The following is a 14758-nucleotide window of genomic DNA, read 5'->3' as shown; positions in this document are numbered from 1 at the left end:
TCGCTTCGCGAGCGGTCCCCCTCCCCATCGCAAGTCGATGGGGAGGATCTGCATTAGCCCAATTTCTCCATCACCTCGTCGGCGATGTCGTAATTGCCCCACACGGTCTGGACGTCGTCGTCGTCGTCGAGCGTGTCGATCAGCTTGAACAGGCTCTGCGCGATGCTTTCGTCGCTGACGTCGCTTTTCAGCGTCGGACGCCAGGCGAGCTTGACGCCCTCGGCCTCGCCGAGCCTGGCTTCGAGCGCCTTGGCGACTTCGTGCAGGCCGTCGACGTCGGTCCAGATGTCATGGCCGTCCTCGGACGATTCGACATCATTGGCGCCCGCATCGAGTGCGGCTTCGAAGACAGTGTCGGCGTCGCCCGCGCTCGCGGGATAGCTGATCAGGCCGAGACGGTCGAACCCATGGGAAACGCTGCCCGAGGTGCCGAGGTTGCCGCCATTCTTGGAGAAGGCGGTGCGGACGTTGGTCGCGGTGCGGTTGCGGTTGTCGGTCAGCGCCTCGACGATCAGCGACACGCCGCCCGGGCCATAGCCTTCGTAGCGCATTTCTTCGTAATTATCGCCGTCGTTGCCTGCGGCCTTGTCGATCGAGCGCTGGATATTGTCCTTGGGCACCGACTGCGCCTTGGCGGCGTTGATCGCCGCGCGCAGGCGCGCGTTGGCGTCGGGATCGGGCAGGCCCATTTTCGCGGCGACGGTGATTTCGCGGCAGAGCTTGGAAAAGAGCGAGCTGCGCTTCTTGTCCTGCGCACCCTTGCGGTACATGATATTCTTATATTTGCTATGGCCGGCCATCGCCGTCCTCCAGATGCTGTTGGGATGTGGGCGCCGCCCTAGCGCGGGCGGCAATATGAGACAACCGCCGCATTGCCAGTCAAGCCGTAGCCCTGAGCCTGTCGAAGGGCGCCCATCGACGAGAAGCGCCCTTCGACAGGCTCAGGGCTACGGTGATTTTTCGGCGCTGAACCTAAATGACGACGGCAGTCCCCGATGCGCTGACCATCAGCATCGAGCCATTCTGGCCGAGCACTTCATAGTCGAGATCGACGCCGATCACCGCATTGCCGCCGAGCTTGGCGGCCTCGGCCTCCATTTCGCCGAGCGCTTCCTTGCGCGCGCGGGCGAGGACATCCTCATATTTGCCCGAACGGCCGCCGACGATGTCGGTGATGCTGGCGAACAGGTCGCGGAACAGGTTCGCGCCGACGATGACTTCGCCGGTGACGATGCCCAGATATTCGCGGACCGGACGGCCCTCGACGGCATTGGTGGTGGTGCTGAACATCGTCTTTTGTCCTTGGTTTAGTGGATCGGATTGTGTGTTATGGCTGAGCAAGTCAAAGCGGGGAGGAATAGGAATTGTCAACTGTGCCAGATGCAGCTTGGCGGACGCTTGTAGGGGCGTTGTTCCTTGACGTTCAAGATGCGTTGGATCGACAGCAGGCTGCCGATACGCCAACCAATCGGCGTGGTTTATTGCGGGCGCTTATCGCCGCAGTCGAAGGCTTGGCGTGGCTCTACCGCGAGCATGTGAAAGAAATAGCTGAAACGATGGGCTTGCTGTCCGATGCCGAGCGGGGCGCCCTTTCTGAAATATCCTATTTCGTCGGTGATGACGGCAGGGTTTCGGAACAGCGCCGGTTTATATCGACCACCGCGATGATCAGGCTGACTTCGCGCATCGCGGCAAAATGCGCCTTGGCCGATCAACCTGATTTTGGTGTCGAAGGTTGGGTAAGTCTCAAGAAGACCATAGGCATAAGAAATCGCATCACGCACCCCAAGGCTGAGGACGATCTATCCGTATCAAGTGAGGATGTTCAGCAAGCAAAATCGGCGTTCTATTGGTTTGCTGAGTTGATGGTGAGCGAAATGGCTCGGGCGACCGATACCCTTCGCGGCTACGTCGATGGCTTTAGGGAAGTCCTGCAGTTGCTGAAGGCCGGCGATGAAGCTGCTTTGGCGCTCTATCGCCGCCTTCAAGACGAAGAAGAATAGCGCCTATTCGAGTCCGAGCGCTGCCATATAGACCTCAAGTATGGCTTCCATCTCCAAACGATCGTGCTTGGGCATTTTACGCAGCTTGATGACTTGGCGCATGGCTTTGCCATCGAAACCCTGCGATTTCGCTTCATTATAGGTGTCGCGGATATCGTCTGCGATGCCCTTTTTCTCTTCTTCCAACCGCTCGATACGCTCGATGAACAGGCGCAGTTGCTGGTCGGTGGTGGTGGCTTCGCTCATTTTTGACTCCGGTGATTTGGGATTTGGGACGCGAGAATCGCGGGCTGCGCGTCCCTAATCGGCTCAGGGATTTTTGGCCATGCTTTCTTCCATGCGGGCGAGCTGTTCGGGGGTCGCGGGGGTGTGGTGCAGCGCCTTCCACTCGGCGGTCGGCATGCCATGGACGATCGCGCGGCCGGCCTCCTTGTCCATGCCGCCGGCCTCGGCGATCCAGTCGCCGAGGCAGTTGCGGCAGAAACCCGCGAGCCCCATCAGGTCGATGTTCGCGGCGTCGCTGCGGTGCTGGAGCAGCCGCGCGAGGCGGCGGAAGGCGGCGGCGGCGGCGGCATCGTCGAGGGCGTCGAGCGCGTCGGTTCCGGGCGTGACATCGTCGCTGCAGGACATGGCGGATTTCCTTCGGCTGGGGGCATGAATAGCTATACGCGGCTTGCCTTGGCCCGGGCAACGCGCCTAGGCAAGCGGCCAAGATTTCATCCCCTCATTTTGACCGGAGCCCCTTCGTGGTCCAGAGCTTCACCCCCCGCCAGCGCAAGGTGCGCATCCTCGCGACGCTGGGTCCCGCGAGCGCCAATCCCGACATGATCGCCGCGCTGCACCGCGCCGGCGCCGATGCGTTCCGCGTCAATATGAGCCATGGTGACCATGAAGGCCATGCCAGGGTGATCGCGGCGATCCGCGCGCTGGAGAAGGAAACCGGGCGGCCGACGACGATCCTCGTCGACCTGCAGGGGCCGAAATTGCGCGTCGGGACCTTTGCGGTGGGGCCGGTCGAGCTGGTCAAGGGCGCGGCCTTCGCGCTCGATGCCGACACCGCGGCGGGCGACGCGACGCGGGTGCATCTGCCGCACCCCGAATTGTTCGCGGCGCTCGAGGCGGGGACGCGGCTCCTGATCGACGACGGCAAGCTGGTGCTGCGCGTGCAGGCGGTGTCGCCGACGCGGATCGACACGCTGGTCGAGGTCGGCGGCAGGATTTCGGATCGCAAGGGGGTGAATGTCCCCGATGTCGTCGTGCCGCTCGCGGCGCTGACCGAGAAGGACAGGAAGGACCTGACCTTCGCGCTCGAACAGAATGTCGACTGGATCGCGCTGTCCTTCGTCCAGCGGCCCGAGGATGTTGCCGAGGCGCGGACGCTGATCGGCGGCAAGGCGGCGCTGCTGGTGAAGTTCGAGAAGCCGTCGGGGGTGCAGCGGATCGAGGAGATTCTCGAGCTTGCCGATGCGGCGATGGTGGCGCGCGGCGACCTGGGGGTCGAATTGCCCCCGGAAGCCGTGCCGCCGCTGCAGAAGCGCATCGTCGCGACCGCGCGGCGGATGGGCAAGCCGGTGGTCGTCGCGACGCAGATGCTCGAATCGATGATCACCTCACCCTCGCCGACGCGCGCCGAGGTGAGCGACGTCGCGACCGCCATCTATGACGGCGCCGATGCGATCATGCTGTCGGCCGAGACCGCGGCGGGGGCCTGGCCGGTCGAGGCGGTGACGATGATGGACAGCATCGCGCGCTCGGTCGAAAGCGATCCCGATTATTTCCGCCGCCTGCATTTCACCGAGACGCTGCCCGACGCGACGACCGCCGACGCGCTGGCCGAGGCGGCGGGGAGCATCATCGGGACGATCGCCGCCGATGCGATCATCTGTTTCACCGCGTCGGGATCGACCGCGCGCCGCGTCGCGCGCGAGCGGCCGAACGCGCCGCTGCTGGTGCTGACCCCCAGGAAAGAGGCGGCGCGGCGGCTCGGACTGCTGTGGGGCGCGCATGCGGTGCCGACCAAGGATATCGGCAGTTTCGAGGAGATGATCGCCAAGGGCAAGCGCATGGCGCTGCGCCACGGCATCGGCCGCCCCGGCGCGAAGCTGGTGATGATGGCGGGGGTGCCGTTCGGGACCCCGGGGTCGACCAATGTGCTGCATGTCGCGACGCTGACCGGCGACGAATTGCGCGGTTATGGCGGATGATTGATTCAGTCCGGCACAGATGTCCGGCGCGGCGTTAAAAATTTGCCGCTCGTTGCCAGGCGGGACGGGCAATATTGGTAAATCCTCTTTGCACCATCGGCGCGGCGCGGCATAACCCTCTCCATCAACGCGTCGGGGGGCCTTGCGTCGGGGCCTGCTGCGCCGCTTCGGAGATTTGCCCCGCGTGTCCGCACCCTTCCGTTTCCCGCGCTTTTTCGTCACCAGCCCGGCGCCTTGCCCCTATCTGGCGGGCAAGACCGAACGCAAGGTGTTCACCGAACTCAGCGGCCATAGCGCGGGCGAGCTTAACGACGCGCTCGGTCGCATCGGTTTCCGCCGCAGCCAGTCGGTCGCCTATCGCCCGAGCTGCGCCGATTGCGCCGCCTGCGTGTCGGTGCGCGTCTGCACGGCGGACTTCGCGCCGCGCCAGTCGCAGAAGCGCAACCTGCGCCGCAACGGCGACATCGTCGCCACCGCGTGCAAGCCCTGGGCGACCGAGGAGCAATATGCGCTGCTGCGATCCTATCTCGGCTCGCGCCATCCCAATGGCGGCATGGCCGACATGGACGAACAGGATTTCGCCGACATGGTCGAACAGACCCCGGTCGATTCCTATCTGATCGAATATCGCGAACCGAGCGTCGATGGTGTCCGCGGCCGCCTGATCGGCTGTTGCCTGACCGACCGGCAGAGCGACGGCCTGTCGATGATCTACAGCTTTTTCGACGCCGCGCATCCGCTGCGCGAGGGGCTCGGCACCTATATCATCCTCGACCATGTCCAGCGCGCCGCGCAGGCGGGACTGCCCTATGTCTATCTCGGCTACTGGATCGAGGGGTCGGCGCGCATGGCGTATAAGGCGCGTTTCCGCCCGCTCGAAAAGCTGGGCCCCGACGGCTGGTCGCGGTTCGAACCGGCCGATGCCGACCGGGCGGCGGCGCAGTTCGAGCTCGCCTGACACGGCGGCGTCCGTCGCGGACCGAAGGCTTCCCGCAAATTCGTCATGCTGAACTTGTTTCAGCATCCATGGTCTGCGTTCTCGTCCGGCGCGGCGCCTGGGGTGAGGGCGGGCCATGGACCCTGAAACAAGTTCAGGGTGACGAGGATTTGGGCGCTGGTCTGCCGGCCAAATGTCGCGGCGCGAGCCGATGATCGACAGGTAGTTGAGAACAACTCGCAACAACGGATTTCCGCCCGGCACCGGTTGACCTTTCCCCGCTTTCAAGGGCATAGCTTGGGGCCTAGGACATTAGTCCGGGTCGCATCCAAATTGTACTCGCCGGGGGGCTGGCGATAGGGGGACAGGGATGCCCGTGCGCAGGTTTGTGATCATCGCGGCAACGGCACCACGCGGCGGCGTGCGTCGCGGGCGGATGCGCGCATGAGCGACAAATTCCCCTCGCAGCCGATGCCGGCCGATACGGTCAAGGTCGCGATTATCGGATCGGGGCCTGCGGGGCTGAGCGCGGCGTCGCGCGCAGGGCAGCTCGGCATGACGCATGTGCTGATCGAAAAGACCGATCACCTCTCGGACACCATCTATAAATATCAGAAGGGCAAGCGCGTCCTCGCGACCCCCGATCGGCTCGACCTGCGCTCCGACTGTCGCTTTGCCGAAGGTGCGCGCGAATATATCCTCGGCAATTGGGACGAGGATGCGAACAACAACAAGGCCTATGTGGTGACGGAGGCCGAAGTCGCCGAGGTGACGGGGCAAAAGGGCGCGTTCGAGATCAAGACCGCCAAGGGCGTGATCACGGCCGAGAATATCGTCCTGGCGATCGGGACCCAGGGCAACCCGAACCGGATGCGCTGCCCCGGCAACGACCTGCCGCACATCATCTATACCGTCGACGATCCCGAGGATTTCAAGGACAAGCACATCACCGTCGTCGGATCGGGCGACGCGGGCATCGAAAATGCGCTCGGCGTCGCCGAGGAAGCGCTGGAAAACACCGTCACCATCCTCAACCGGTCGAAGGATTTCGCCCGCGCCAAGGCCAAGAATGTCTCCGACATGATGGAGGCCGGCGAGAACGGGTTCATGTCGATCCGCACCGAGACCCAGCCCAAGCTGGTCGAACCGGGCTGGCTGACGCTCGAAACCCCGACCGGCGACGAGAAGATCGAGTGCGATGTGATCGTCGCGCGGCTGGGATCGGTCGCGCCGCGCGGCTTCGTCGAATCGATGGGGATCGAGTTCACCGGCCCCGACCGCGAAGCCTTTCCCAAATTGTCGCCGACCTTTGAATCGACGGTGCCCGGCATTTTCGTGATCGGCGCGCTCGCGGGTTATCCGCTGATCAAGCATTGCATGAACCAGGGCCATGACGTCGTTGAGTTCATCAATGGCAACACCAGCCTGACCCCCGCCGATGAAAAGGATCTGGCGGCGATCTTCGAAAAGCTGCCGCAAAAGAAATCGGTCAGCGAGTGGCTGGAATATCTGCGCACCCGCATCCGCATCTTCGCCGATGTGTCGCCGCTGCAGATGCGCGAATTCATGCTCGATTCCAAGGTTGGCTATTATCGCAAGGGCGAGGTGGTGTTCGAGGCGAACGAACCCGGATCGTCCTTGTTCGCGATCGCCGACGGCAACGCGCTGGTCGAGATCGGCCCCGGCATCACCGTCCCGATCGAACAGGGATCGATCTTCGGTGAAGTCGGCCTGATCTCGGGCCGCAAGCGCGGCGCGACGATCCGCGCCGGCGAGGACAGCATCTTCGTCGAAGTGTCGCGCACCGCCGCGCTCAAGCTGATGGGTTCGGTTCCGGGCGCGAAGCGCGTGATCGAACGCATCTCGCTCGAGCGCCAGCTGATGCAGATCTTCAAGGGCGGCCTGACCGCCGAGGATCTGGCGCCGATCGTCGAGGACCCCGCCATCCAGCGCGTGCCCGCCGGCAAGGTGGTGCTTGCCGAGGGCGATGAGGGCGACGACGTCTATGTCATCCGGTCGGGGTCGATGGTCGTCGAAAAGGATATCGGCGGCAAGCCGATCTTCCTGCGCTACCTGCCCGCCGGCAGTTTCTTCGGCGAAATGGCGGTGCTCAGCGGCGCCCCGCGCAACGCGACGGTGAAGGCGGCGGTCGCCAGCGAGGTGATCCGGCTCAAGGGCGAAGAGTTCAAGACGATGCTCGCCAGGCGGCCGCAGGTGCGCGAAGCGACCGAGGCGGCGGTGGCCGAGCGCGCGGCGATGAACGACTTCATCGAATCGCGCAAGGCGAGCTATTCGAGCGCGGTCGATCTTTATTCGGACACCGCCAGCTTCATTATGAAGGAAGGGCTGGGCGAGGCGACCGACGCGCTGCTGATCGACGAGAATCTGTGCGTTGGCTGCGACAATTGCGAAAAGGCGTGCGCCGACAGCCATGAGGGCCTGTCGCGGCTCGACCGCGAGGCGGGCAAGACCTTTGCCCATCTGCACGTCCCGACGAGCTGCCGCCACTGCGAGCATCCGCACTGCATGGCTGACTGCCCGCCCAACGTCATCCACCGCGGCCCCGACGGCGAAGTGTTCATGGAGCCGGGCTGCATCGGCTGTGGCAACTGCATGCGCAACTGTCCCTATGGGGTGATCCGCATGGAGGCGGCGCCGCCCGAAAAGCCGAGCCTGATCCGCTGGCTGCTCACCGGTTTCGGACCCGGTCCCGGCGAACCCTCGCCCAAATGGACCAAGAAGAAGCTGGGCGAGGAGAAGCCCAAGAAGATCGCGGTCAAATGCGACATGTGCAAGGGCATCGCGGGCGGTCCCGCCTGCGTGCGCGCCTGTCCGACCGGCGCCGCGATCCGCGTCTCGCCCGAGGAGTTCCTGTCGATCGCGCGGCTCGAAGAGGACGCCGGCTGATGGCGAGTATCTTTTCGAACCTGTTCGGCGGACGCCGCCGCAGCAAGGCGACGCAGACCGAGCGTGTGCGCGAGCGGCGGCACGAGGGTTTCCTGCGCTACGCCAATTTCCGCTGGGCCAAGATTTCGGGCGGGCTCTGCCTGCTCATCATCGTCAGCTATGCGCTGGTCGACGTCACCCCGCGCCACAATGGCGGCAGCTGGTACGGTTATACGCTCGGCACGCTCGGCGCCGGACTGATCCTGTGGCTCACCGCATTGGGCTATCGCAAGCGCAAGATGACGAGCGACTATTGGTCGCTCAAGGCCTGGACCTCGGCGCATGTCTATCTCGGGCTCAGCCTGATGGTCATCGGCACCTGGCACACCGGATTCCAGCTCGGCTGGAACGTGCATACGCTGGCCTGGGCCTTGATGATGCTCGTCATCCTGTCGGGGCTCTATGGCATTGTCGTATACGCGACGCTGCCCGCCGCGCTGTCGAACAACCGCGACGAAATGACGCAGATGCAGATGCTCGAGGCGATCCGCGCCTTCGACCGCCAGTTGCACAGCGCCGCGCAGCCGCTGACGCCGCAGGACACCGCGCCGGTACTCGCGGCGCTCGATGAGGACCCGTTCGCGGGGGGCATCGGCGCGCGGCTGTCGGGGCGCTATCCCAGATGCGCCACCGCCGCCGCGCTGCGCGCGCTCGCGGGATCGCGGAGCAGCGATGCCGAGGCGCGCGAAAAGGTCGTCGGGCTGCTGACCCAGAAACAGGCGGCGCTTGGGCGGCTGCGCCAGCATCTGCGCATCCGCGCGTTGCTCGAAATCTGGCTTTATGTGCATGTGCCGCTGACCTTCGCGCTGATCGCGGCGCTGTCGGCGCATATCATCAGCGTTTTCTTTTACTGGTAAGGCGGGGGAGGGGGAATCATGAGCTTCATCCTGCGCCGGATCTCGACGACCAAGACAGGCAAGCAGATCATCCGCGACCAGCCGCTGCCCGGCGACGCGATCACGCTGGGCCGCGAGGGCAGCAACATCATCCACATCGCCGACCTGGCGGTGAACCCGCACCATGCGACGATCACCAGCGCCGATGGCCGCCATGTCCGGGTGCAGGCGAGCGAAGGCCTGGGGTTCGACTTCAACGGCCGCAGCGTCGACGCCGCCGACATCGACAGCGCATCGGGCGCCGAACTGCGTTTCGGCGGCCACCGCCTGACGATCGCGCGCGAGGGCGATTCCATCATCCTGCTCGTCGAACGGATTGACGAGCTGTCGCAATCGTCGAAGGACGTCGACGAGGCCAAGGCCTTTTCGCTGCAGGGGGTGATGCCGGGCAAGCGCGTCGGCGCCTGGACCTTTGCGATCCTGATGCTGCTCGCCTTCCTCGTCGGGCCGATCTGGGCCTGGCAGAGCTACAAGAATGTCGACGAGCGTCCCGAAGGCTATCATGCCGACACCGCGTGGATGTCGGGTCCGTTGTCGAGCGCCCACGCCAACCTGAAGAACGACTGCCAGTCGTGCCATGTCGAGCCGTTCGTAGCGGTGACCGACAAGGCGTGCGTCGGCTGTCACACCGGCGAGCATAAGGCGATGAGCGCGGCGCACGCCAATGCGCCGACCGCGATGCTGCTCGCCGCGCGCGCGCCGCCGGGCACCGGCGAGAAGATTCTCGCGAGCTTCGCCAGCGCGTTCAACCGGCCGCAGGGGCGCTGCGTCGAATGCCATACCGAACATGAGGGCGCGGGGCCGATGGCCGCGACGCCGCAGAAATTCTGCGCCGATTGCCACGACGGCATGAACGGCCGGCTGAAGGCGGCGGGGCATCCGACCCAGCTTGCCGATGCCGGCGATTTCGGCACCAGCCACCCCGATTTCCGCCCGCTGGTCCGCGCCGCGCCGGGCGCCAAGCCGGTGGCGACGCTGATGACCAAGGGGATCGTCGATTATAACGGCCTGAAATTCCCGCACGACATGCATTTGCAGGCGACCGGCGGGGTCGCGCGCATGGCGGCGAGTTTCCGGGGCCGCTACGATTTCGGCAAGAAGCTCGAGTGCAAGAATTGCCACCAGCCCGACGCCGACGGGGTGCGGATCAAGCCGGTCGAGATGGAGCGCGATTGCGCGATGTGCCACAGCCTCGCCTTCGAGACCGTCGGCGGCGTGACGCGCACCTTGCGCCATGGCGAGCCGGGACAGGTCGTCGCCGATCTCACCGCCTATTATCGCTCGACCCCGCCGGCGCGGCCGTTGCAGCTGGGCGGCATGGAACGACGGCGCCCGGGCGCCTATGCCGAGGGGCAGGTTTACAATATCTATTTCCGCGAGGTCGCGGTGCGCCCGAGCCGCGCGGCGGATGCGGTGCGCGCGGTCTTCTCGAAAGGCGGGGCCTGTTACGACTGCCATACGATCTTTGCGCCGACGTCGGGCAACAACTGGCGCGTGATGGCGGTCAACCAGACGCCGCGCTTCCTGCAAAAGGGCTGGTTCGACCATGACGCGCACAAGGAAACCGACTGCGCCGATTGCCATACCGCCGCGCCGGGATCGAAACAGTCGGCCGACCTGCTCGTGCCGGGTCTGCGTCAATGCCGCGACTGCCATGTCGGCGAGGGCGGGGCGCGGCTGGTCAAGGTCGAGACCGCGACCGAATCGCCCTGCGCGATGTGCCACGAATATCATAGCGACGGCGGCAAGCCGTGGATGCCGCCGACGCAGCGCAAGAAGAAAACCGCCGCGATCACCGACCATCCGCGGCAGGGGACCTATGCTGTGACCGCGATCACAGCTTCTAAACGGTCCGGCCTTTATAATGTGACATGGCGCATGCCCGCGCTAAGACTCACCGACCAGGGTGGATGATAACAGGGCGGTCGGACCAGCCGATCGAGAGGGCCTAAACCCATGGTCTGCGCGTTCGAGGTTTGAAGCGATTTTGTTCAGGGCTAGGAAGCGAGGGGCGGGAATATGTCGATATTTCAACACTCGCTGACGCCGCCATGGACAAAATCGATCAAATCCCGAAGGGACGCCGAAATGGCTTCGATCTCGCCTTCGCGCGGCCTGGCAGATGGAACCACCATCTGCGGCGGCCACGCGAAGGCGATATCTTCGCCATTTCGGCGCCTCGAACGCGCAGGCCATGGGTTTAGGCCCTGTGGCAGGGGACGGATATGCTGATCGCCCAGATCACCGATATCCATATCGGGTTCGATCCGGACAATCCGGCCGAATATAATCGCAAGCGGCTCGACGATGTTCTCGACCTGCTGATCGAAGGGCCGAACCGGCCCGACCTGTTGCTCGCCACCGGCGACATCACCGACCGCGGCGATGCCGACAGCTATCGCCGCCTGGCGACCGCTTTCTCGCGCTGTCCCTTTCCGGTGTGGCCGAGCGTCGGCAATCACGACCTGCGCGACAATTTCCATGCGCAATTCCCGGGCTTCGACGACGGCCAAGGCTTCATCCAATATAGCATCGACCTGCCCGACCTGCGGCTGGTCACCGCCGACACGCTCGAGGAAGGGCGCCACGGCGGGGCCTTTTGCGCCGATCGCGCGGCGTGGCTCGACGCCGAGCTGGCGAAGGAGCCGGCCAAGCCGACCTATATCGTGATGCATCACCCGCCGGTCGAAAGCGGCATCGAGTGGATGAACACCGACCCCGACGAACCCTGGGTGGCGACCTTCACCGACGTGGTGCGGCGGCACCCGCAGGTGCGCGGGCTGATTTGCGGCCATCTCCATCGCAGCGTCACCGTGTCGTGGGAGGGGCGCACCGTCGCCATCTGTTCGTCGACCGCGCCACAGGTGTCGCTCGACCTCCGCCCGATCGACGAGAACCACCCCGACGACCGCCCGATGATCGTCGCCGAGGACCCCGCCTATGCGCTGCACCGCTGGAACGGGCGCGAACTGGTGAGCTTCTATGACCACGCCGGATCGCACACGATGCTGGCCAAATATGACGAACGGTTGCAGCCGCTGGTGCGCGAGCTGAAGGCCGAACGGCCGCGCCGCTAAAGCCAGGCCGAGCGGCGGTCGACGCGGCGCTGGAATCCCGCCGCGAACGACCGGGCGCGGGCGCGCAGCAGGATCAGGCGGCCTTCGGTGGTGCGCGTGAAGACGAGGCGCGACGATCCGACCTCCGCGTTCCACAGGCGATGAAAGGCCTCGGCGCTGTCCTTGTGGCGGGCGATGAGCGCGGGCACGGCGTGATAGTCGCGCCGGGTGACCAGCCCGATCCAGCTCCGCCGTTCGAGCAGGTAGCGCGGGTTCTGGACCGGGCCGAGCAGCTCGGCCAGCGCCGCCATCACCATCCGCTCACCGGCGCGCGAGATACCGTCGACGGTGAGCTCGACCTGCCCCGATGCGTCGTGCACGATGCGCAGGCTGGCGGCGACATGATCGGCGTCGCCGAGCGCCCCCGCCGCGTGCAGGCCGTCGAGCAGGACGCGCCCGACCTGCCCGAGGCTGCGTTCGAGCGAGCCGTTGCGCAGCCATAGCCGCGCGGCGCGGGCCAGCTTCGGCAGCATCGCGATCGTTGCGGCGCTGGCGAGGCCGATGCCCGCCGCCGCGAGGCCCTTGCCGGCGATCGCGCGCAGCTCGAACATCGCGGCGCCGGCGCCGCTCGACAGCGCCGAGGCGGCAAGCCACTGCAGCGTATCGGTCGAGGCCAGCCGCCGCGGCAGATAATTGGGGGCGGCGGTTTCGCGGACATGCGCGCGCGCGTCGGCGTCGCCGAACGAATGCTGCCAGCGCGCCGCGATGCCGGCGCGGTCGCGCGCCAGCGCCAGCGTGGCGGCGTTGCACGCGTCGATGCCGGCCCAGGGATGCAGGTCGAGCCGCCGCACCCCGCTTTCGATCGCGGTCGAGGCCGAATTGGCGATCCCCTCGAAGGCGCGAAAGCGGCGCTCGAGCAGGTCGAGGTCGGAGGTGATCGCATCGCCCTCGGCGATCCGGCCCCAGTCGAAATGTTCGCCCCAGGCCTCGGCGATGCCGCCGGGGCCCGGGTCGATCGTCGCGAGGTGCCAGATGTTCGCGACCTTGCCGGGCTGCGCCGGGTCGATGCGGATCGCGCGGCCGCGCATCTGGTTCGACAGCATGAAGGCCGCCGAATTGCTGGCGAGGATCAGGCTGTTGATCGCGGGCGCGTCCCACCCCTCGCCGAGCAGCGCCTGCGTCCCGACGAGCATGGTGACATGGCCTTCGCAAAAGAGCGTCGTCATCACCGCCACCGCGCCGCCGACGCCCGGCCCCGACGGGGTCAGGCGCAGATAGTCGGTGCTGCCGGGGAGGGCGGACAGCGCAAGGTCGGCGGGCGACAGGCCGTGGCGTCGCCCGATGGCATGGAGTGCGTCGGCGGCGGCGGCGGGGATCAGCATCAGCGTGCCGGTGAGCACGCCGATCCGCTGTCCGGCGGGGGCGAGACGGCGCAAGGCGCCGAAGATCGGCACGACACCGAGCTTGGCCGGGGCATAATCGTGGCGCAGCGCGCGATCGAGTTCGGCGCCGCGCACATGGTCGGACAGGATCAGCAGGCGCAGCGCGCCGCCCATCTGCGCGGCCTCGGCGGCGGCGATGTCGGCGATGCTGCGAAGCTTGGCGCGGCTGCCCGCCATCAGCGCGAAGATGCGCCGCGTTTCGCCGAGGCGGACCGCGCCGCCCTCGATCAGCCCCTGTTCGTGCAGCGCCGCGCGCAGGTCGCGCAGCCGCTCGCGCGCAGCGGCAAAGGGTTCGGGGGTGCGGAACAGCATCGCATCGAGCAGGCGTTCGAGCCAGGAGGGGGTTTGCGGGGGCACGTCGCGACCCCGGATGCCGAGCAGGCCGAGCGGCGGCGCGGGCAGGGGGCGGCCGCTGGCGGCGAGATGGACGAGCATCGCCGACAGGATTTCGGGCGCGTCGAGGATCGCCTCGACATGCGCCAGCGGCTCGGCGATCCATGGATGGCGCGCGATCGTGTCGAGGAGTAGCGCATCGCCACGCAGATCCTGCACCAGCGCCGCGACGGCGCGGCGGCGGGCATCGAGCAGGTCGAGCGCCTCGGCATCGGGTTCGGAAAAGAGGACATGGTCCTGATGCGGGCAAAGGTCGCCGCGGCGCACCAGTTCGGGCACCCCGATCTCGAGGTCGATCGGACCGCACATCGCCTCATACCGCTGCCATTCGGCGAGCGGCGCGTCATAGGGCGGGGTCGCGGTCAGCGCGACGATCCGCGCCCCCGGCAGCGCATCGACGAGCGCCTGGAGCGCGAGCCACCATTCGCGGCGGAGGTGATGCGCCTCGTCGAGCACCAGCGTCACCGGGCCGTCGGAGCCGAGCGCCGCACATAGCGCGGCGAAGCGCGTGCCGCCTTCGTTCGCCCAGATCGCGTGGAGCGCCTGATAGGTCGCGGCGGTCAGCGTCGCGGGCGTTTCAAGGTCGAAGGACAGCGCCCCCGCCGGCGGCGGATCGGTCAGAAACAGCGGGACCAGCCGCTGCGACCATTGGTCGCGGATGATGCGCGTCGGCGCGAGGACGATCGTCTGCCGCCCGAGCCGGCGCACCAGTTCGAGCCCGAGCACCGTCTTGCCCGATCCGGGGGCCGCGACAAGGTGCAGCCGCTCATCGGCGAAATGCGCGTCATATTCTGCGATGACGCGCTGTTGATAGTCGCGCCACCGGCCCGAGAAGCGCATTTGCGCGAACAGGCCGGCATCGGTTCCGATCATGCTGCGCG

At 66.2% G+C, this 14758-nt stretch carries 12 protein-coding genes; 7 read left to right on the top strand and 5 right to left on the bottom strand.

Going from position 1 to position 14758, the window contains the following annotated elements; translation table 11 throughout:
• Window positions 1–53: 53 nt before the first annotated feature.
• Entirely contained in the window at window positions 54–800 is a 747-nt protein-coding gene (locus tag ACREB7_RS06085) for a YebC/PmpR family DNA-binding transcriptional regulator (RefSeq protein WP_431591397.1), read from the bottom strand.
• A 172-nt stretch (window positions 801–972) separates the two neighbouring features.
• Window positions 973–1290, bottom strand: a complete 318-nt coding sequence (locus ACREB7_RS06080) for a YbjQ family protein (RefSeq protein ID WP_431591396.1) — start codon at window positions 1288–1290, stop codon at window positions 973–975.
• Between the two features lie 74 nt (window positions 1291–1364).
• On the opposite strand from ACREB7_RS06080, the gene ACREB7_RS06075 reads away from it, so the two are divergent.
• A complete protein-coding gene (locus ACREB7_RS06075) occupies window positions 1365–2003 on the top strand; it encodes a hypothetical protein (RefSeq protein WP_431591395.1) in 639 nt (212 codons plus the stop codon).
• 3 nt (window positions 2004–2006) lie between these two features.
• On the opposite strand, the gene ACREB7_RS06070 is transcribed toward ACREB7_RS06075, so the two are convergent.
• Both ACREB7_RS06070 and ACREB7_RS06065 read right to left on the bottom strand, forming a co-directional pair.
• Complete coding sequence (locus ACREB7_RS06070; protein ID WP_431591394.1) at window positions 2007–2249, bottom strand: DUF2312 domain-containing protein; 243 nt, start codon at window positions 2247–2249, stop codon at window positions 2007–2009.
• Window positions 2250–2312: 63 nt separating this feature from the next.
• Window positions 2313–2633: a DUF1244 domain-containing protein gene (locus ACREB7_RS06065; protein ID WP_431591393.1), complete on the bottom strand. Its 321-nt coding sequence runs from the start codon at window positions 2631–2633 to the stop codon at window positions 2313–2315.
• 116 nt (window positions 2634–2749) lie between these two features.
• On the opposite strand from ACREB7_RS06065, the gene pyk reads away from it, so the two are divergent.
• The 6 genes from pyk to ACREB7_RS06035 all read left to right on the top strand — a co-directional run bounded on the left by pyk (window position 2750) and on the right by ACREB7_RS06035 (window position 12063).
• On the top strand, window positions 2750–4207 hold the full coding sequence (pyk, locus tag ACREB7_RS06060; protein ID WP_431591392.1) for a pyruvate kinase: 1458 nt from the start codon (window positions 2750–2752) through the stop codon (window positions 4205–4207).
• A gap of 184 nt (window positions 4208–4391) precedes the next feature.
• Window positions 4392–5165, top strand: coding sequence for an arginyltransferase (locus ACREB7_RS06055; RefSeq protein WP_431591391.1), 774 nt, complete (start codon window positions 4392–4394; stop codon window positions 5163–5165).
• 423 nt (window positions 5166–5588) lie between these two features.
• Complete coding sequence (locus tag ACREB7_RS06050; RefSeq protein ID WP_431591390.1) at window positions 5589–8051, top strand: cyclic nucleotide-binding domain-containing protein; 2463 nt, start codon at window positions 5589–5591, stop codon at window positions 8049–8051.
• Complete coding sequence (locus ACREB7_RS06045) at window positions 8051–8947, top strand: hypothetical protein (protein WP_431591389.1); 897 nt, start codon at window positions 8051–8053, stop codon at window positions 8945–8947. The genes ACREB7_RS06050 and ACREB7_RS06045 overlap by 1 nt, the downstream gene beginning before the upstream one ends.
• A gap of 18 nt (window positions 8948–8965) precedes the next feature.
• Complete coding sequence (locus ACREB7_RS06040) at window positions 8966–10900, top strand: cytochrome c3 family protein (RefSeq protein WP_431591388.1); 1935 nt, start codon at window positions 8966–8968, stop codon at window positions 10898–10900.
• A 311-nt stretch (window positions 10901–11211) separates the two neighbouring features.
• The gene (locus ACREB7_RS06035; RefSeq protein WP_431591387.1) at window positions 11212–12063 is read left to right on the top strand and encodes a metallophosphoesterase; all 852 of its coding nucleotides are present in this window, start codon (window positions 11212–11214) and stop codon (window positions 12061–12063) included.
• On the opposite strand, the gene ACREB7_RS06030 is transcribed toward ACREB7_RS06035, so the two are convergent.
• Complete coding sequence (locus ACREB7_RS06030) at window positions 12060–14750, bottom strand: DEAD/DEAH box helicase family protein (RefSeq protein WP_431591386.1); 2691 nt, start codon at window positions 14748–14750, stop codon at window positions 12060–12062. The two genes, ACREB7_RS06035 and ACREB7_RS06030, sit on opposite strands and share 4 nt — an antisense overlap.
• Between the last annotated feature and the right edge of the window lie 8 nt (window positions 14751–14758).

This window comes from Sphingopyxis sp. (genome assembly GCF_050725615.1).
In the GTDB taxonomy this organism is placed as follows: Bacteria; Pseudomonadota; Alphaproteobacteria; order Sphingomonadales; family Sphingomonadaceae; genus Sphingopyxis.
Note: the sequence above shows the minus strand (reverse complement) of the source record. Positions and strands in the feature narration are given on the sequence as shown.